Source organism: Streptomyces sp. M41(2017), from assembly GCF_002078175.1.
Lineage (GTDB): Bacteria > Actinomycetota > Actinomycetes > Streptomycetales > Streptomycetaceae > Streptomyces.
This window is the reverse complement of sequence record NZ_MWFK01000002.1, coordinates 2,295,377-2,314,163: the sequence shown is the minus strand read 5'-3', so window position 1 is coordinate 2,314,163 and position 18,787 is coordinate 2,295,377. Positions and strand designations below refer to the sequence as shown.

Annotated in this window: 16 protein-coding genes; 13 read left to right on the top strand and 3 right to left on the bottom strand. The window is 71.1% G+C overall.

Annotated elements, in window-relative coordinates:
* Positions 1-97: 97 nt before the first annotated feature.
* Positions 98-1,009 carry a carbohydrate kinase gene (locus B0675_RS36035; RefSeq protein ID WP_081223793.1) on the bottom strand — a complete coding sequence of 304 codons (912 nt, stop codon included), beginning with the start codon at positions 1,007-1,009 and terminating at the stop codon, positions 98-100.
* Positions 1,006-2,073 (bottom strand): LacI family DNA-binding transcriptional regulator, encoded by a 1,068-nt coding sequence (locus B0675_RS36030; protein ID WP_081223792.1) that lies wholly within the window; start codon positions 2,071-2,073, stop codon positions 1,006-1,008. The genes B0675_RS36035 and B0675_RS36030 overlap by 4 nt, the downstream gene beginning before the upstream one ends.
* 338 nt (positions 2,074-2,411) lie before the next feature.
* Between B0675_RS36030 and B0675_RS36025 the strand changes: the two genes are divergently transcribed.
* Complete coding sequence (locus B0675_RS36025) at positions 2,412-2,837, top strand: Rieske (2Fe-2S) protein (RefSeq protein ID WP_081223791.1); 426 nt, start codon at positions 2,412-2,414, stop codon at positions 2,835-2,837.
* A 269-nt stretch (positions 2,838-3,106) separates the two neighbouring features.
* On the opposite strand, the gene B0675_RS36020 is transcribed toward B0675_RS36025, so the two are convergent.
* Positions 3,107-4,060: a hypothetical protein gene (locus B0675_RS36020; protein ID WP_081223790.1), complete on the bottom strand. Its 954-nt coding sequence runs from the start codon at positions 4,058-4,060 to the stop codon at positions 3,107-3,109.
* A 135-nt stretch (positions 4,061-4,195) separates the two neighbouring features.
* Here B0675_RS36020 and B0675_RS41625 point away from each other — a divergent pair, with 135 nt between their 5' ends.
* From B0675_RS41625 to B0675_RS35960, 12 genes are all read left to right on the top strand, one after another.
* The gene (locus tag B0675_RS41625) at positions 4,196-4,666 is read left to right on the top strand and encodes a hypothetical protein (protein WP_179165502.1); all 471 of its coding nucleotides are present in this window, start codon (positions 4,196-4,198) and stop codon (positions 4,664-4,666) included.
* A gap of 113 nt (positions 4,667-4,779) precedes the next feature.
* The gene (uvrC, locus tag B0675_RS36010; RefSeq protein WP_081223789.1) at positions 4,780-6,915 is read left to right on the top strand and encodes an excinuclease ABC subunit UvrC; all 2,136 of its coding nucleotides are present in this window, start codon (positions 4,780-4,782) and stop codon (positions 6,913-6,915) included.
* Positions 6,912-7,931: an RNase adapter RapZ gene (gene rapZ / locus B0675_RS36005; RefSeq protein ID WP_081223788.1), complete on the top strand. Its 1,020-nt coding sequence runs from the start codon at positions 6,912-6,914 to the stop codon at positions 7,929-7,931. The genes uvrC and rapZ overlap by 4 nt, the downstream gene beginning before the upstream one ends.
* Positions 7,928-8,998 carry a uridine diphosphate-N-acetylglucosamine-binding protein YvcK gene (yvcK, locus tag B0675_RS36000; RefSeq protein ID WP_081223787.1) on the top strand — a complete coding sequence of 357 codons (1,071 nt, stop codon included), beginning with the start codon at positions 7,928-7,930 and terminating at the stop codon, positions 8,996-8,998. The genes rapZ and yvcK overlap by 4 nt, the downstream gene beginning before the upstream one ends.
* Positions 8,989-9,978: a DNA-binding protein WhiA gene (gene whiA / locus B0675_RS35995; RefSeq protein WP_081223786.1), complete on the top strand. Its 990-nt coding sequence runs from the start codon at positions 8,989-8,991 to the stop codon at positions 9,976-9,978. Before yvcK ends, whiA begins: the two co-directional genes overlap by 10 nt.
* Positions 9,979-10,128: 150 nt before the next feature.
* Positions 10,129-13,086 carry a M14 family metallopeptidase gene (locus B0675_RS35990; RefSeq protein WP_081223785.1) on the top strand — a complete coding sequence of 986 codons (2,958 nt, stop codon included), beginning with the start codon at positions 10,129-10,131 and terminating at the stop codon, positions 13,084-13,086.
* Positions 13,087-13,279: 193 nt separating this feature from the next.
* Positions 13,280-14,290, top strand: coding sequence for a type I glyceraldehyde-3-phosphate dehydrogenase (gap, locus tag B0675_RS35985; protein ID WP_081223784.1), 1,011 nt, complete (start codon positions 13,280-13,282; stop codon positions 14,288-14,290).
* A gap of 127 nt (positions 14,291-14,417) precedes the next feature.
* Positions 14,418-15,629, top strand: a complete 1,212-nt coding sequence (locus B0675_RS35980) for a phosphoglycerate kinase (protein ID WP_081223783.1) — start codon at positions 14,418-14,420, stop codon at positions 15,627-15,629.
* A gap of 5 nt (positions 15,630-15,634) precedes the next feature.
* A complete protein-coding gene (gene tpiA / locus B0675_RS35975) occupies positions 15,635-16,411 on the top strand; it encodes a triose-phosphate isomerase (protein WP_081223782.1) in 777 nt (258 codons plus the stop codon).
* A 98-nt stretch (positions 16,412-16,509) separates the two neighbouring features.
* The gene (secG, locus tag B0675_RS35970) at positions 16,510-16,746 is read left to right on the top strand and encodes a preprotein translocase subunit SecG (RefSeq protein ID WP_107482916.1); all 237 of its coding nucleotides are present in this window, start codon (positions 16,510-16,512) and stop codon (positions 16,744-16,746) included.
* A gap of 235 nt (positions 16,747-16,981) precedes the next feature.
* Entirely contained in the window at positions 16,982-17,317 is a 336-nt protein-coding gene (locus B0675_RS35965) for an RNA polymerase-binding protein RbpA (RefSeq protein ID WP_003957010.1), read from the top strand.
* A gap of 249 nt (positions 17,318-17,566) precedes the next feature.
* Positions 17,567-18,760: an MFS transporter gene (locus B0675_RS35960; RefSeq protein ID WP_241540084.1), complete on the top strand. Its 1,194-nt coding sequence runs from the start codon at positions 17,567-17,569 to the stop codon at positions 18,758-18,760.
* Positions 18,761-18,787 lie beyond the last annotated feature (27 nt).

The following is an 18,787-nucleotide window of genomic DNA, read 5'->3' as shown; positions in this document are numbered from 1 at the left end:
CGGGGCGCCGCCGTGTCACGCCGGGCCCCGGTCTCGGCGCCGTTGTGGCCGCGGTCCGCCCCACGCGCGGAAGCCGCACGGCTGCTGCCGCCCGGTGTCAGACAGCGCCGATTTCCGAGGCGTACGGCGGTTCCGCACCCGCCCGTGAGCAGGTGATCGCCGCGGCACGGGCGGCGAAGCGCAGGAGGTCGGTCCAGCCCTCGGGGCCCAGCTCGGCCGTCGCCGCGGAGGACAGGGCGTCCCGGGCGGCCAGGCCGTGCAGCAGCGCCGCGTTCACGGTGTCACCCGCGCCGATGGTGTCCACGACCTCCACGGCCTCGCCCGGAACGGAGTGCACCGAGCCGTCCCGGGTGAAGGCCGTGAGCCCGTCGCCGCCCCGGGTGACCACCACGGCCGCCGGTCCCGCGGCCAGCCATTCCCGCGGTGTGCCGCCGAGCCACGCGGCGTCCTCCTCGGACAGCTTCAGCAGGGACACCGAGGGGAGCCAGCTCAGGAACCGGGCGCGGTAGGTGTCGGGATCCGGGATCAGGCCGGCGCGGACGTTCGGGTCGAGCGCGGTGAACACCCCCTGTGCGGCGGACTTGCGCATCAGCTCCTCGTACGCGCTCGCGCCCGGTTCCAGCACGAGGGAGCAGGTGCCGAAGGACACGGCCCGAGCGGCGTCCGGGAGAGCGGCGGGAGTCGAGAAGAGGCGGTCCGCCGTGCCCTCGACGTAGAAGGAGTAGGCGGCCGAGCCGTCCGGTCCGATCGTGGCGGCGGCCAGTGTCGTCGGCTCGTCGCCGCGCTGCACGGACGACACGTCGACGCCCGCTCCGGTCAGCCCTGCCAGGAGAGCCTCGCCGAACGCGTCCCGCGAGACGCGGGAACAGAAGGCGGTGGGAGAGCCGAGGCGGCCCAGCGCCACGGCCGTGTTGTAGGGGCCGCCGCCGAGACGCGGCAGCAGGCCCGCCAGGGCACCCGCGCCCTGCGGCACCAGATCGATCAGGGCCTCACCGGCGACGACGATCACGACGTGGTTCCTTTCCTGGGGGCCACATGGCTTTCGGGGAGCGTGGAGTTGTCGGGACAGCCGCACGAGGTGCGGTGGACGAACGTGGCGGGCAGCCGCACGGTGCGGCTCTCACGGGCCGGCTCCGCCAGCCGCCCCAGGAGCAGTTCGACGGCGCGGGCGCCGATCTCCTTGCTGGGCTGGGCGATCGTGGTGAGCCCGGGGCTGAACAGGTCCGCCCAGGAGAAGTCGTCGAAACAGCACAGGGCCAGGTCCTTCGGCACGGACAGTCCTCGTTCGCGCAGCGCCCGCAACGTGCCGATCGTCATCGCGTTGTTGGCCGTGACGAGGGCGGTCGGCCGCGCCGTGAGGGACAGCAGCCGGTGGGTGGCGTGCTCGGCCGTGTCCGTCCGGGACTCGCCGTGCGCGACGAGCCGTTCGTCGTAAGGGAGCCCGGCGTGGGCGAGGCCGAGCCGGTACCCCGTGACGCGCTCCGCCGTGGTGCTGAGCCCCGGGAGCCCGGCGACGAGTCCGATGTGCCGGTGCCCCCGTCCCGCGAGATGGCTGACGAGGGTTGTCATGGGCGCGATGTTCTCGGTGCCGACCTGGTCGTGGCGGAAGCCGCTCCCGGCGGGGGAGCGCACCGTCCGGTCCAGGAACACGGTGGGCACGGCGTGCTGCCCGAGATAGCGCAGCAACGCCTCCGGGGTCGCGGAGGGAGCGATGATCATGCCGTCCACGCGCCGTTCGTGCAGCAGCTGGACGATCTTCCGCTCGTGTTCCGGGTCGTCGTGCGGATCGGCGATGAGCAGGGTGTATCCGTCCTCCAGAGCGCGGGCCTCCACACCCTGCAGGATCTCCGTGAAGTACGGGTTGCTGATCGCCGAGACGGCGAGCCCGATCGACCGGGTGCGCGAGGTGACGAGCGAGCGGGCCAGGGTGTTGGGCGTGTAGCCCAGCTCGTCGATCGCGTCGAGGACGGCCTGGCGCGTCCGCGGCAGAACGGGGCGCGTGTCGTTCAGGACGTGCGACACCGTCGCGATGGACACGCCCGCACGCCGGGCCACGTCGACCATCGTCGCCATGGCACTCCCTCCCCGGGACCTGGTGGCTCGCTCCGGGGACGTCGTCGTCCCCGCGCCGACGGGGCGCCGCTCCGCCCGTGACCCGAGGGTGTCCGGGCGTGCGGAGCCGCCCGTCCGCCCGCGAAGGTATCCCATCCGGCACCGCACGTAAACGCTTACGTGGAGGATCCACGGGCCCGCTCGGTGCGGACGTAAGCGTTTGCGCGGGCCGGTCGGCCGCGCTCACCCGGCGTCAGGCGGAACGGTCTGTGCCGGTATCGTCGCCCTGCGCCCCCGTGCCACACCGGGTGGAGCATCCGCGCAGTCACCGAATCACCGACCAGACCAGGGGAGATGCCATGCCCGGGCGTCCGTCCGCGAGCCGTCGCACCGTCCTGAGGGGAGCGGCGCTCACCCCGGTCGCCGGGCTCGGACTCGCCGCGTGCTCCGGAGGCGGCGGCGGGGGAGCCCCCGCGACACCGACCGCCCCGGTCGTGCTGGGTGCGGAGAGCGAGGTCGCCAAGGGCGGTGCCGAGCTCTACCAGGACCAGAACGTCGTGGTCAGCCGCGCCGAGGACGGTTCGCTCAAGGCGTTCAGTTCGATCTGCACGCACGCCGGGTGCGCCATCAACAAGTTGGAGGGCACGACACTCGTGTGCCCGTGCCACGGAAGCGAGTTCGACGCACGGACGGGCAAGGTGCTGCGGGCGCCGGCCACCGAGCCGCTCAACGCGCTGTCCGTCGAGGAGAAGAACGGCAAGATCGTCGCTGGTCCGGAGGCCTGAGCGCCGGTCCTGGGGCCCGGGCGGGTGCCGGTCCTCGGCCCGGGCGAGGTCCGGGTACGCGCTCGGAGGCCCAAGGGGCTGGCCCGGAGGTCCCGCGGCGGGCTGGGAGGTCCCGGCGGCGGAAGGGAGTTCCGCACCGGCTGCCCTCCGGTCCGTGCCCAGCGGAGGCAGCCCGGAGACGGATGCACCCCGAGACGAGTGCCCCGAGACGGGTACGCCCCGAAACGGTCCCGCCCGCAGAGACGGTCACGCCCTGAAGGGGCGACCGGTCACTCCCAGTCCCACCCGATGCCCACGATCCCCGACCGCACGCGCGGCTCGACCAGGTGCACCGAGTGGTGGCGGCCGCTCAGCGTGAGTTCCTGGCGGCCGCTGCGCGGCGCGGCAGCCGAATGCTGGGTGAAGCGATGGCAGCGCACGGGAAGCGCGTCCTCGGCGAAGTGCACCTGGAGCGCGTACTGTCCGCCGGCGAAACCGAACCCGCGGACGTACTCGCTGGACGCCCCGGCCGTCCCGTCCTCGAAGCCGTAGCGGAAGAGAAACGTATCGCCTGCTCGGAGCCGGATGTCGAAGAGGAGTTCGGCCACGAGGATCCCCGTGTCGTGGTGCCGGCGCACCCGGCCCGTACGGCAGTTCTCCAGAGCGAGGACCGCCGTGCTCTCCGGGTCGCATCCCGGGTCGCCGTGGTGGACGGCCACATAACGGTCGACGCCGTCCTTGTGGGCGCGCACGATGTGCTGCGATTCGCGGCCGAGCAGTTCGCGCCGGGCACCGATGCGGACCCGCTCATGATGGCCGATGGTGTGCAGGCCGCCGTCGAGAGGCGACTCCAGTTCGGCGAGCAGCCCCTCCAGGACGCCGGACGCCTCCACCAGGGAACGGTAGGAGCGGCCGGTGGGACGCTCCGGGTCGGCGCGCTCCTCGGCTCTGGCGAGCAGGCGTATCAGGGACTCGTCGGGCAGCTGGAGTATCTCCTCCAGGGCGCGGACCGCCCGGAGCGACTCGGGGCGCTGCGGCCGCCGGGCCCCCTGCTGCCAGTAACTCAGGCTCGTCACGCCGACCTTGACCCCGTAGCGCGACAGATGGTGCTGGACGCGTTGCAGCGGCAGTCCGCGGGCGGCGATCGCGGCACGCAGCGCGACATGGAACGGGCCGCCGCGCAGGGCCGTGTCCAGTTCCGCCGTGCCGATCTCCGCGTCCGCGTGGTGTGTGCCGTGCCGCATGCAGGGGCCTTTCTGTGAATGTTCACTGCGGCTGACCAGGCCGTTCGTGTGATGGTCGGGCCGCCTGGTGGGCGCGCGGGGACCGTTCACACGCGGGTTGCGCCGTTCACGCCCCAAGTTCCCCCGCATTGAAGCGTGTTGACCAAGTCCCGACAACACCTGATGCTCAACATGGCCGACCTCGGCCCCCGTAGGCGCTCCTTCCCCCTCGACCCCAGCGGGAGCAACGCGATGCGCTCCGTACGACGACTCGCCGTTCTCGCCGCGATACTGGCCGCCGTCGGCGGCGGCCCGCCGGCCCACGCGCAGGGGCGCGCGGACGTCCGTCACGCCGCGCCGGCCTCCGCGGATCGCGGGTACGGGAACGCGGGGCCCATCAGGACGGCCGACGGGGCGGCCGACGGGACCGGCCTCGGACGGCACGCGGCCGGCAACGGACCGGGGCGGGGCGGACGGGCCGGGGAGGAGAGCCCGCGAGGGCGCAGGAACGCGCGGAGCGAGCGGACCGACCCCTTCGTCGTGGTGGCGTCGGCCGCGGCCGGTGCGGGGGCGCTCGTCGCGCTCTTCCTGAGCGTCTCGCGCGCCCTGCGCCGCCGTCGCGGCTGACGGGCCCGAGGTCGCCCCGGGAGAGCCTGCGGCGCCCGGGAACGCCACCCCCGCGCGGTGCCGTCGGCCGGGAGCCCGCCGCGCTGTCGGCGCACGCCAGTAGGGTGTGTGACATGGCCGACCCCTCCAGCTACCGCCCCAAGCCGGGACAGATCCCGGACACTCCCGGGGTGTACAAATTCCGCGACGAGCACCGCCGGGTGATCTACGTCGGAAAGGCGAAAAGCCTGCGCCAGCGCCTCGCGAGCTACTTCCAGGACCTGGCGAACCTCCACCCGCGCACCCGCACCATGGTCACCACCGCCGCGTCCGTGGAGTGGACGGTCGTGTCCACGGAGGTCGAGGCCCTCCAGCTGGAGTACTCCTGGATCAAGGAGTACGACCCCCGGTTCAACGTCAAGTACCGCGACGACAAGAGCTATCCCTACCTCGCGGTGACGATGAACGAGGAGTTCCCGCGCGTGCAGGTGATGCGCGGCCACAAGAAGAAGGGCGTGCGGTACTTCGGCCCCTACGGGCACGCCTGGGCCATCCGCGACACGGTGGACCTGCTGCTGCGCGTCTTCCCGGTCCGCACCTGCTCCGCCGGCGTCTTCAAGAACGCCGCCCGCACCGGCCGCCCCTGCCTCCTCGGCTACATCGGCAAGTGCTCCGCCCCCTGCGTCGGACGGGTCTCGCCCGAGGAACACCGCGAGCTGGCCGAGGAGTTCTGCGACTTCATGGCCGGCCGCACCGGGACGTACATCCGCCGGCAGGAACAGCAGATGGCGGAAGCCGCCGAGGAGATGGAGTACGAGCGCGCGGCCAGGCTGCGCGACGACATCGAGGCCCTGAAGAAGGCCATGGAGAAGAGCGCGGTGGTGCTCGCCGACGCGACCGACGCGGACCTCATCGCCGTCGCCGAGGACGAGCTGGAAGCCGCCGTGCAGATCTTCCATGTACGGGGCGGACGCGTGCGGGGCCAGCGCGGCTGGGTCACGGACAAGGTCGAGGCGGTCACCACCGGTGACCTCGTCGAACACGCGACCCAGCAGCTCTACGGCGAGGAGACCGGCGACTCCGTCCCCAAGGAGGTGCTCGTCCCGGCCCTGCCCGATCCGGTGGAACCCGTGCAGGAGTGGCTCACCGCGCGCCGCGGTTCGAACGTGTCGCTCCGCATCCCGCAGCGCGGCGACAAGAAGGCCCTCATGGAGACCGTGCAGCGCAACGCGCTCCAGGCCCTCGCCCTGCACAAGACCAAGCGCGCCTCCGACCTCACCACCCGCTCGCGGGCCCTGGAGGAGATCGCCGAGGCGCTCGACCTGGACAGCGCGCCCCTGCGGATCGAGTGCTACGACATCTCGCACCTGCAGGGCGACGACGTCGTGGCGTCCATGGTCGTCTTCGAGGACGGCCTCCAGCGCAAGAGCGAGTACCGGCGCTTCCAGATCAAGGGTTTCGCAGGCCAGGACGACGTCCGGTCGATGCACGAGGTGATCACCCGCCGCTTCCGGCGCTACCTGGTCGAGAAGGAGAAGACGGGGGAGTGGACGGACGGCGCGGACACCTCCGCCGAGGCCCCGTCCTCCGTCGCCACCGGCTCCGAGCCCGGTACGGACGCCGACGGGACCCCCGGGGGCGAGGTTCCCGAGATCACCTTCACCGAGGACGACGGGCGCCCCAAGCGCTTCGCCTACCCGCCGCAGCTCGTCGTCGTCGACGGCGGCCGGCCCCAGGTCGCCGCCGCCAAGAGGGCCCTCGACGAACTCGGCATCGACGACATCGCCGTCTGCGGGCTCGCCAAGCGCCTGGAGGAGGTGTGGCTGCCGGACGACGAGGATCCCGTGGTCCTGCCGCGCAGCAGCGAGGGCCTGTACCTCCTCCAGCGCGTCCGGGACGAGGCCCACCGCTTCGCGATCACCTACCAGCGCGCCAAGCGGGCCAAGCGCTTCAGGTCCGGCCCCCTGGACGACGTGCCCGGCCTCGGCGAATCACGCAAACAGGCACTGATCAAACACTTCGGCTCGGTGAAGAAGCTGCGTTCCGCGACGATCGACCAGATCTGCGAGGTTCCCGGCATAGGCCGAAAGACGGCGGAGACCATCGCCGTGGCCCTCGCCCAGGCGGCTCCCGCCGCACCCGCCGTGAACACGGCGACTGGAGAGATCATGGAAGACGACGAAGACGCGGCGCCCGCGACGACGGCGGGCCCCGTGGAGGAGCCCGTGACCGCGGGAGCCTCGGACGAACGACGGGGGCAGGAGACATGAGCGAGAACGACGCGCACGAAGCGGAACGCCCGGCGCAGGCCCAGGAGGACCACGGCGTGCCGGCCGCGGACCGAACAGAGCACGAGGCGGCACACGAAGACGGAGCACACGTGGGTACGGGCACCGAGACGGTCACGACCGCAGTCCCGGACGGGGTCATCCCCGAACTGGTGATCATCTCCGGCATGTCCGGAGCCGGCCGGTCCACCGCGGCCAAGTGTCTGGAGGACCTCGGCTGGTTCGTCGTCGACAACCTCCCGCCCGCGCTGATCCCCACCATGGTGGAGCTGGGCGCCCGCTCCCAGGGCAACGTCGCGCGGATCGCCGTCGTCGTCGACGTACGCGGCCGCCGCTTCTTCGACAACCTGCGCGAATCCCTCGCCGACCTGGAGGCGAAGCACGTCACCCGGCGGATCGTCTTCCTCGAGTCCTCCGACGAGGCCCTGGTCCGTCGCTTCGAGTCCGTGCGCCGACCGCACCCCCTCCAGGGCGACGGCCGCATCGTGGACGGCATCGCCGCCGAACGCGAACTGCTGCGCGAGCTGCGCGGCGACGCCGACCTGGTCATCGACACCTCCAGCCTGAACGTGCACGAGCTGCGCGCCAAGATGGACGCCCAGTTCGCGGGCGACGAGGAGCCCGAGCTGCGGGCCACCGTCATGTCCTTCGGCTTCAAGTACGGGCTGCCGGTCGACGCCGACCTGGTCGTGGACATGCGCTTCCTGCCCAACCCGCACTGGGTCCCGGAACTGCGCCCCTTCACCGGCCTGAACGAAGAGGTCTCGGCGTACGTCTTCAACCAGCCCGGCGCCAAGGAGTTCCTCGACCGCTACACCGAGCTGCTCCAGCTCATCGCTGCCGGATACCGGCGCGAGGGCAAGCGCTACGTGACCATCGCCGTGGGCTGCACCGGCGGCAAGCACCGCTCCGTGGCCACCTCGGAGAAGCTCGCCGCCCGCCTCGCCTCCCAGGGCGTGGAGACCGTGATCGTGCATCGGGACATGGGGCGCGAGTGACCGAACGTGCCGTCTCCCGGCTGTACCGGCTGCGCCGGGAGACCCCCGGTGAGCGCGCCGGCCGTCCGGTCGTGGCGCGCGGCGCCAAGCCGCGCCGCCGTGGCGCCCAGCCCAAGGTCGTCGCCCTCGGCGGCGGCATGGGTCTGTCCGCCTCGCTCGCCGCGCTGCGCAGGATCACCGGCGACCTCACCGCCGTCGTCACCGTGGCCGACGACGGCGGCTCCAGCGGGCGCCTGCGTGACGAACTGGGTGTCCTGCCCCCCGGCGACCTGCGCAAGGCCCTGGCGGCCCTGTGCGGCGACGACGACTGGGGCCAGACCTGGGCCCGCGTCATCCAGCACCGCTTCCAGTCCAAGGGCGACCTGCACGAACACGCGGTCGGCAATCTGCTGATCGTGGCCCTGTGGGAGCAGCTCGGCGACCACGTTCAGGCACTCGACCTGGTCGGCAGGCTGCTGGGCGCCCACGGCAGGGTGCTGCCCATGTCGGCCGTGCCCCTGGAGCTGCAGGCCCTGGTCAGAGGGCACGACCCGGACCGGCCCGAGGACGTCGACACCGTCCGGGGCCAGGCGACCGTGGCGCTCACCCCGGGTGAGGTCCAGTCCGTACAGGTCGTGCCGCACGACCCGCCCGCCGTGCCGGAGGCCGTCGCCGCCGTCCTCGACGCCGACTGGGTGGTCCTCGGTCCCGGCTCCTGGTTCTCGTCGGTGATCCCGCATCTGCTGGTGCCCGAACTCCTCGACGCCCTCATCCAGACGAAGGCGCGCCGGGTACTCTCCCTGAACCTCGCGCCGCAGCCCGGAGAAACCGAAGGCTTCTCCCCGCAGCGTCATTTGGAGGTTTTGGGACGACACGCCCCTAAACTCGCCCTGGACGTGGTGCTGGCCGACGAGGCCGCCGTGCCCGACCGCGACTCTCTCGCCGACGCCGCCAAGCGGCTCGGCGCCGCGGTCGAGCTGGCGCCGGTGGCCCGGACCGACGGATCTCCGCGGCACGACCCGGAGCTGTTGGCCGCCGCGTACGACCGTATTTTTCGGATGCATGGAAGGATCGGCCCATGGCGATGACGGCAGCGGTGAAGGATGAGATTTCCCGGCTTCCCGTCACCCGGACCTGCTGCAGAAAGGCGGAGGTCTCCGCCATTCTGCGGTTCGCCGGCGGCCTTCACCTGGTGAGCGGCCGGATCGTGATCGAGGCGGAGCTGGACACCGCCATGGCGGCGCGCCGCCTCAAGCGGGACATTCTCGAGATCTTCGGCCACAGCTCCGAACTGATCGTGATGGCGCCCGGCGGCCTGCGCCGCGGCTCGCGCTACGTCGTGCGGGTCGTCGCGGGCGGTGACCAGCTGGCCCGCCAGACCGGGCTCGTGGACGGCCGCGGCCGTCCCATCCGCGGCCTGCCGCCGCAGGTGGTCTCGGGGGCCACCTGCGACGCCGAGGCGGCCTGGCGCGGGGCGTTCCTGGCGCACGGCTCCCTCACGGAGCCCGGCCGCTCCTCCTCCCTGGAGGTGACCTGCCCGGGCCCGGAGGCCGCGCTCGCGCTGGTCGGTGCCGCCCGCCGGCTGTCCATCGCGGCGAAGGCGCGCGAGGTGCGCGGCGTGGACCGCGTCGTCGTCCGTGACGGTGACGCGATCGGCGCCCTGCTGACCCGCCTCGGCGCGCACGAGTCGGTGCTGGCCTGGGAGGAGCGCCGGATGCGCCGCGAGGTGCGCGCCACGGCGAACCGGCTGGCCAACTTCGACGACGCCAACCTGCGCCGGTCGGCGCGCGCCGCCGTCGCCGCCGGGGCCCGCGTGCAGCGCGCTCTGGAGATCCTCGCCGACGAGGTGCCGGAGCACCTCGCCGCCGCCGGGCGGCTGCGCATGGAGCACAAGCAGGCCTCCCTGGAGGAACTGGGTGCTCTCGCCGACCCGCCGCTGACCAAGGACGCCGTCGCGGGCCGGATCCGCCGTCTGCTGGCCATGGCCGACAAGCGGGCGCAGGACCTCGGCATCCCCGGGACCGAGTCGAACCTCTCCGACGAGATGGCCGACAACCTCGCGGTCTGACCTGACGGAAGCTCAACACGCCGGTGCCGACGCCCGCTTGGGACGTCGGTGCCGGCGTTTGACCAGTCTTGAGGCGCTCTTGACTTGACCATGAACTGTCATGAGCCTGGCTCTGTTCGCTGCTGTGGCGGACCAGTGCAAGGGGGGCTCATGAGACGAAGAGCGAGCGCGATCCTCGCTACCGGCGCGCTCCTGCTGGGCGGTGCGGCCGTGGCGCCGATCGCCCAGGCGCAGAACGGGAGTTCGCCCGGGCCCGACACGAACGCCGTCAAGGTGTTCCGCGCAGAGGTCACGAAGCAGCAGGTACCCCTGCTGCTCGCGGCCGGTCAGGACGGCCACGAACTCGGCGACGCCACCTGGAAGAACGGGAAGAGCACGGTCGAGGTCTACGTCACCGACCGGCAGGCCCGGAAACTGGAGAAACAGGGCGTCGACCTCACCGAACACACGCTGTCCGCCAAGGCCGAGAACCGCGTCGCCGACGCCGCCCAGGGGGTGTTCCGCCCGTACAGCGGGAAGGGCAACCTCCAGGAGGAGATCATCAGAACGGGTGAGGCCAATCCCGGTCTCACCAAGGTCGTCTCCATCGGCAAGACCCTCAAGGGCCAGGACATCCTCGCGCTCAAGCTGACCAAGGGTGCGAAGAAGACCAAGGACGGCGCCAAGCCGTCGGTGCTGTACATGTCCAACCAGCACGCGCGCGAGTGGATCACCCCCGAGATGACCCGGCGGCTGATGCACTACTACCTCGACAACTACGCGACCGACCGGCGTGTCAGGAAGATCGTCGACTCGACCGAACTGTGGTTCGTGCTGTCCGCCAACCCCGACGGCTACGACTACACCTTCCAGGACGAGGACACCCGCCAGTGGCGCAAGAACCTGCGGGACGTCAACGGCGACGGCGTCATCTCCACCGGTGACGGCGTCGACCTCAACCGCAACTTCGCCTACAAGTGGGGCTACGACGACGAGGGGTCGTCCCCGAACGCCACCAGCGAGACCTACCGCGGCGCGAGCCCCGCCTCCGAGCCCGAGACCAAGGCCCTCGACGCCTTCGAGAAGCGCGTCGGCTTCACGTACGGCATCAACTACCACTCGGCCGCCGAACTGCTCCTCTACGGAGTCGGCTGGCAGGTGGCGACACCGACCCCGGACGACGTGCTCTACAAGGCGCTCGCCGGAACCCCCGAGAACTCGGCGATCCCCGGCTACCACCCGCAGGTCTCCTCGGAGCTGTACACCACCAACGGCGAGGCGGACGGACACGCAGGCAACGTCAACGGCACGGCGATGTTCACCCCCGAGATGTCGACCTGCCAGACCGCGTCGGACCTCGACCCGGACGACGCCTGGAACGCGGCCGACTGCGCCTCCGTCTTCACCTTCCCGGACGACGAGAAGCTGATCAAGCAGGAGTTCGAGAAGAACGTCCCGTTCGCGCTCTCCGTCGCCGAGACCGCGGCCCACCCCGACCGGCCGTCCTCCTCGGTGGGCCTGGACGCCCCCGACTTCACCCCCGCCGCCTTCACCACGTCGTACTCCCGCGGCGCGGACCAGGAGGTCTCCGCGGTCGTCCGAAGGTCCGTGCGCGACAAGGAACTGAAGTACCGCGTGAACGGCGGGCGCACCCGGGACATGGCGCTCCGGCCCTGGAAGGGCGGCGAGACGTACGGCGGCGCCGACAACCTCTACTTCGACGAGTACCGCGCCAAGGTCAAGGACGGCGACCCGGGCGACAAGGTCGAGGTCTGGTTCACCGGCGAGACCAGGAGCGGGAAACCCACCACCAGCCCGCACTTCAGCTACACCGTCGCCGAACGGCCCCGCGCCGACGTCCTCGTCGTCGCCGAGGAGGGCGCCACCGCCACCCAGGCCCGGACGTACGTCGACGCGCTGAAGGCCAACGGAAAGAAGGCCCTCGTCTGGGACGTCGCCACCCAGGGCGCGCCCGACGCGCTCGGCGTCCTCGGCCACTTCGACACCGTGGTCCACTACACCGGCGCCCCGCGCCCCGGCAACGCCACCCAGCTCCAGCTGCGCGCCTTCCTCAACGAGGGCGGCAAGCTGGTCGAGGCGGGCGAACAGGCCGGCGGCAACGTCGACCTCGGCGGCGGCAACCTCTCGAACGACTTCAGCCAGTACTACCTGGGCGCCTACTCCCGTACGTCCACCCCGGGCGCCACCGGCTTCACCGGCTCCGGCCGGCTCGCCGGTGCCGCCGGAACGCTCGGCGACGCGCCCGGCAACCCGCTGAACGCGGCGGGAACCTACGGCGTCACCTCGGACTCGCTGTCCGCCACGCAGTACCCGCAGTTCGCCACCAGCGCGGGAGCGGGCCAGTTCGCCGGGACCGTCAACCCGTACGGGCCCTACGCGGGCTCCTTCATGGCCGCGGCGGTCCACACCGACGACGCCTACAAGCGCCTCACCCGCACCATCGACCTCACCGGTGTCTCCGCGGCCGACCGGCCGGCGCTGCGCTCCCAGCTCCTGTGGGACACGGAGCCCGGCTACGACCACGCGATCGTCGAGGTCCACACGACGGGCGCCGACGACTGGACCACGCTCCCCGAGGCGGGCGGCGCCACCTCGGCCACCGTGCCCACCGAGTGCGAGGCCGGTTTCCTCGCACGGGAACACCCGTGGATCCGGCACTACCTCACCGTGGAGGCGTCCGGCTGCTCCGCCACCGGCACCAGCGGCGCCTGGAACAGCTTCACCGGCGCCTCCAGCGGCTGGCAGCAGGTCTCCTTCGACCTGAGCGCGTACGCGGGCCGGTCGATCGAGGTGTCGTTCAGCTACATCAGTGACCCGAGCGCGGGCGGCCACGGCCTCCTCGTCGACGACGCGTCCCTCGTCGTCGGCGGCACCGCGACCGCGACGGAGGGCTTCGAGTCCTCCTTCGGCCCGTGGGCCGTCGCCGGACCGCCCCCGGGCAGCCCGGCCGTCCTGCGGGACTGGACGCGCACGGGAGAGCTCTTCAAGACGTACGGAGCGGTCACCACCCGCGACACCGTGCTCCTCGGCTTCGGCCTGGAGCACGTCACCGCGGCGGCCGACCGTGCCGCCCTCATAGGAAAGGCTCTTTCCGCACTGCGGCGCTGACGCTGCGTGACGAACGCGTGAACAGCGCGGGTGGTCCGTACCCCTACTGGCGGGTACGGACCGCCCTGCCGTGTATGGCCCTACTCGATGTCACTCCGTGGGCCTCAGGGAGGTAGGGTCGTAGGCGGTCGGGGACATCCCATACAACTCGCCGACATCAGAGTCGGCGCGTACCTAACGAGGAGATCGGTTCGTGACGATCCGCGTAGGCATCAACGGCTTTGGCCGCATCGGTCGTAACTACTTCCGCGCGCTGCTGGAGCAGGGTGCTGACATCGAGATCGTGGCTGTCAACGACCTGGGTGACACCGCGACCACCGCTCACCTGCTCAAGTACGACACCATCCTGGGCCGCCTCAAGGCCGAGGTGTCGCACACCGCCGACACGATCACCGTGGACGGCCACACCATCAAGGTCCTGTCCGAGCGCAACCCCGCGGACATCCCGTGGGGCGACCTCGGTGTCGACATCGTCATCGAGTCGACGGGCATCTTCACGAAGAAGGCCGACGCCGAGAAGCACATCGCCGGCGGCGCCAAGAAGGTCCTCATCTCGGCTCCGGCCAAGGACGAGGACATCACCATCGTGATGGGCGTCAACCAGGACAAGTACGACGCGTCGAAGCACAACATCATCTCCAACGCCTCCTGCACCACCAACTGTGTGGCGCCGATGGCCAAGGTTCTCGACGAGAACTTCGGCATCGTCAAGGGCCTGATGACGACGGTCCACGCGTACACGAACGACCAGCGCATCCTGGACTTCCCGCACTCGGACCTGCGCCGCGCCCGCGCCGCCGCCGAGAACATCATCCCGACCACGACCGGTGCCGCGAAGGCCACCGCCCTGGTCCTCCCGCAGCTCAAGGGCAAGCTGGACGGCATCGCGATGCGCGTCCCGGTCCCCACGGGCTCGGCCACCGACCTCGTCGTGACCCTCCAGCGCGAGGTCACCAAGGACGAGGTCAACGCCGCGTTCAAGAAGGCCTCCGAGGACGGCGACCTCAAGGGCTACCTGGCGTACACCGAGGACCCGATCGTCTCCTCGGACATCGTCGGCGACCCGGCCTCCTGCACCTTCGACTCCTCCCTGACCATGGTCCAGGAGGGCAACTCGGTGAAGATCCTCGGCTGGTACGACAACGAGTGGGGCTACTCCAACCGCCTCGTCGACCTCACGGTCTTCGTCGGCGGCCAGCTCTAAGTCCCGGAGCAGGCACCTCGATGTGAGACAGGGCCCGGGCAGCGCAGAGCCGCGCTGTCCGGGCCCTGTGCCACGTACTGATCGATCCGCCCTCCCGGATCCGAAGAGCCTTCCTAGGAGACCTTTCATGAAGACGATCGACGAACTTCTCGCCGAGGGCGTGGACGGAAAGCGGGTCTTCGTCCGCGCCGACCTCAACGTGCCGCTGGCCGACGGACTCATCACCGACGACGGCCGCATCCGCGCCGTCCTGCCCACCGTCAAGGCGCTCGCCGACGCGGGCGCCAAGGTGATCGTGGCCTCCCACCTTGGCCGCCCCAAGGGCGCCCCGGACCCGGCCTTCTCCCTCCTGCAGCCCGCCGAGCGCCTCGGTGAACTCCTGGGCGCCCCCGTGGCGTTCGCGCAGGACACGGTCGGCCCCGCCGCCCACGACGCCGTGAACGGCCTGGAGCCCGGCCAGGTCGCGGTCATCGAGAACCTCCGTTTCAACCCCGGCGAGACGTCCAAGGACGACACCGAGCGCGGCGAGTTCGCCGACCGGCTCGCGGCCCTGGCCGACGTCTACGTGGGTGACGGCTTCGGCGCCGTGCACCGCAAGCACGCCTCCGTGTACGACCTCCCGGCGCGCCTGCCGCACTACGCCGGCTACCTCATCGCCACCGAGGTCGGCGTGCTGAAGAAGCTCACCGAGGACGTCGCGCGGCCGTACGTCGTCGCGCTCGGCGGCTCCAAGGTCTCCGACAAGCTCGCCGTCATCGACCAGCTCCTCGGCAAGGCCGACCGCATCCTGATCGGCGGCGGCATGGCCTTCACCTTCCTCAAGGCCAAGGGCTACGAGGTCGGCACCTCCCTGCTGCAGGAGGACCAGATCCCGGCCGTCACCGAGTACATGGAGCGCGCCGAGAAGACGGGCGTCGAGCTGGTGCTCCCGGTCGACGTCGTCGTCGCCCCCGGATTCCCGGACCTCAAGGCCAAGGCGTCCACCGAGCACACCGTCGTCGACGCGGACAAGATGCCCGCCGGACAGCTCGGCCTGGACATCGGCCCGAAGACCGGCGCCCTCTACGCAGCCAAGCTCGCCGACGCCGAGACCGTGTTCTGGAACGGTCCCATGGGCGTCTTCGAGCACCCCGACTACGCCGAGGGCACCAAGGCGGTCGCCCAGGCCCTCGTCGACTCCAAGGGCTTCACCGTCGTCGGCGGCGGAGACTCCGCCGCCGCGGTGCGCACCCTCGGTTTCGACGAAAACGCATTCGGCCACATCTCGACCGGTGGCGGCGCCTCCCTCGAATACCTCGAGGGCAAGACGCTCCCCGGCCTCGCCGCACTGGAGGACTGACCTACATGAGCACGCGCACGCCGCTGATGGCGGGCAACTGGAAGATGAACCTCAACCACCTCGAGGCCATCGCGCACGTCCAGAAGCTCGCCTTCGCCCTGGCGGACAAGGACTACGAGGCCTGCGAGGTCGCCGTCCTGCCGCCCTTCACCGACCTGCGCTCCGTGCAGACCCTGGTCGACGGCGATAAGCTCAAGATCAAGTACGGCGCCCAGGACATCTCGGCGCACGACTCCGGTGCCTACACCGGTGAGATCTCCGGCTCGATGCTGGCCAAGCTCAAGTGCACCTACGTGGCCATCGGCCACTCGGAGCGCCGCCAGTACCACGCCGAGACCGACGAGATCGTCAACGCCAAGGTCAAGGCCGCGTACAAGCACGGCCTGACCCCGATCCTGTGCGTCGGCGAGGAGCTGGACGTCCGCGAGGCGGGCAACCACGTCGCCCACACGCTGTCGCAGGTCGAGGGCGGTCTCAAGGACCTCCCGGCCGAGCAGGCCGAGTCCGTCGTGATCGCCTACGAGCCCGTCTGGGCCATCGGCACGGGCAAGGTCTGCGGCGCCGACGACGCCCAGGAGGTCTGCGCCGCGATCCGCGCCAAGCTGGCCGAGCTGTACTCCCAGGAGCTGGCCGACAAGGTCCGCATCCAGTACGGCGGCTCGGTGAAGTCCGGGAACGTCGCCGAGATCATGGCGAAGCCCGACATCGACGGCGCTCTGGTCGGTGGCGCGTCGCTCGACGCCGACGAGTTCGTCAAGATCGCCCGGTTCCGCGACCAGTAAGTATGCGGTAGCGGCGATTCGTCGTACCCTTGCGGGGGTCTGGTGCCCCGGCACCGGGCCCCCGTCGTCCATCCAGTTCCGAGGAAGTTGGTCCAGCCGTGGTTTTGGGGTTCTCGATCGCCCTGATCGTCTTCAGCCTGCTGCTGATGCTGCTCGTGCTGATGCACAAGGGAAAGGGCGGCGGCCTCTCCGACATGTTCGGTGGCGGCATGCAGTCGTCCGTCGGTGGTTCCTCGGTCGCCGAGCGCAACCTCGACCGCATCACCGTGGTGCTCGGCGTGCTCTGGTTCGCGTGCATCGTCGTGCTCGGCGTCCTCATGAAGATCAACAACTGATCGCCCGCCGACAACGGTACGCAGCACAACTGCACATAACGCAAGCACATTCCGCACGTAAGGCCCCATGTCCGGTACGCGCCCCCGAGCGCCGCCTATCATGGGGCTTGCGTCTAGGGGTGGGGATGTAACGCCAATCACTGGACGCGCGTTGGGCCTTACGTAGACTGAGGCGCTCGCAGCGAAGCGTCACGCCGACTCGTTTCGCGGCACCATCACGCAGGGAGTTACGACCGTGGCAAGTGGCAACGCGATCCGAGGAAGCCGGGTCGGGGCGGGGCCGATGGGCGAGGCCGAGCGCGGCGAGTCCGCGCCGCGGCTGCGCATCTCCTTCTGGTGCTCCAACGGGCACGAGACGCAGCCCAGCTTCGCCAGCGACGCGCAGGTCCCCGACACCTGGGACTGCCCGCGCTGCGGCTTCCCCGCCGGACAGGACCGGGACAATCCGCCGGACCCGCCGCGCACCGAGCCGTACAAGACGCACCTCGCGTACGTACGGGAGCGGCGCAGCGACGCGGACGGCGAGGCGATCCTCGCCGAGGCGCTCGCCAAACTGCGGGGCGAGATCTAGAAGTTCACCACCGGCCGGGCACCCAGGTGCCTGGCCGGAGCCGTCTTCCGACGGCCCCGCCGACCGGGGCCCCGCCCCGTCGCCGGCTCTCGCCGTGCCCGAATCCCCTGGTGGGACCCGGTTGTCAGTGCCGCCCTCTACGGTTCGTGAAGTGGCCGGACCTGAGGGGGCGTTGTGGCGACGGGGGAGATGACGGGAGCCGGGGCCCCCGCGTGGCGCGGGGGATTCGGGCGGCTGTGGAGCGCGGCCGTGGTGTCGCGTTTCGGGGACGCCCTGCGTACGGCCGCGCTGCCGCTCATCGCAGTCGGGCTCAGCGACGATCCGCTCGTCATCGCCTCCGTCACGGCCTGCGGCTATCTGCCGTGGCTGCTGTTCGGACTGCTCGGTGGAGCGCTCGCCGACCGGGTGGACCAGCGTCGCGCCATGTGGGCCGTCGACACCGTCCGCGGCGGACTGGTCGCCTGTTTCGCCCTGGCCGTCGGACTCGGACACGCGTCGATCGGGCTGCTCGTCGCCCTCGCCTTCACCCTGACGACCCTTCAGACCCTCTTCGACAACGCGTCCACCGCTCTGCTGCCCTCCCTGGTGGACCGTGCGGCGCTCGGCAGCGCGAACGCGCGGCTGATGACCGGGCAGCAGCTCGCCGGCGGTCTCCTCGCGAGCCCCCTGGTGCCACTGCTGCTGACCGCGGGAGCCGCCCTGCCGTTCGCGGCCGACGCCACCTCCTACCTGCTCGCGGCCGCGCTGGTCGCCTCCCTGCGCGTCCAGGGGCCCGAGCGGGCGCCACGGCCGAGCGGCAGCACGCTGCGCAAGGAGGTGGGCGAGGGGCTGCGCACCCTGTGGGACGACCGGGTCCTCCGGGCGATCTGCACGGCCACGCTGCTGTGCAACATCGGCATGGGCGCGCTCATCGGCACCCTGGTCCTGCACGTGACGCGCTGGCTGCACGCGGGGAACGCGGGATACGCCACGGCGATGACGGCGTTCTCGGCGGGCAGCCTCTGCGGCGGCTTCGTCGCCCAGCGTCTCGCCCGCCGCTTCGGACGGGCCCGCACCCTCCTGCTGGGCGGATCGGTGCAGACGCTCTCGCTCGTGGTCATGGGCACGGTCCGCCGGCTGGACGCCCTCGTCGTGGCCATGCTGCTGCTGGGCCTGATGAACATGGTGTGGAACGTCAACCAGGTCACGCTGATGCAGCAGCGGAGCCCGGCCACCATGGCGGGGCGCGTCAGCTCGGCGTTCCGCACCGCCTCGACCTCCGGTGCTCCGCTCGGTGCCCTGCTCGGAGGCGCCGCCGCGACGGTCTGCGGACTGAACGGGCTGGCCCTGTTCGCCGCCGCCCTCTTCGCCTTCGCCGTCGTCTCGCTGATACCCGCGGTCCAGCGGGACGTATCTGTTGTTGAGCCGGAGGACGGCGTGACGTCAGCTCGTGTCCAGTCCTGATCAATTAGGTTGGAACCGGCAGCGGGG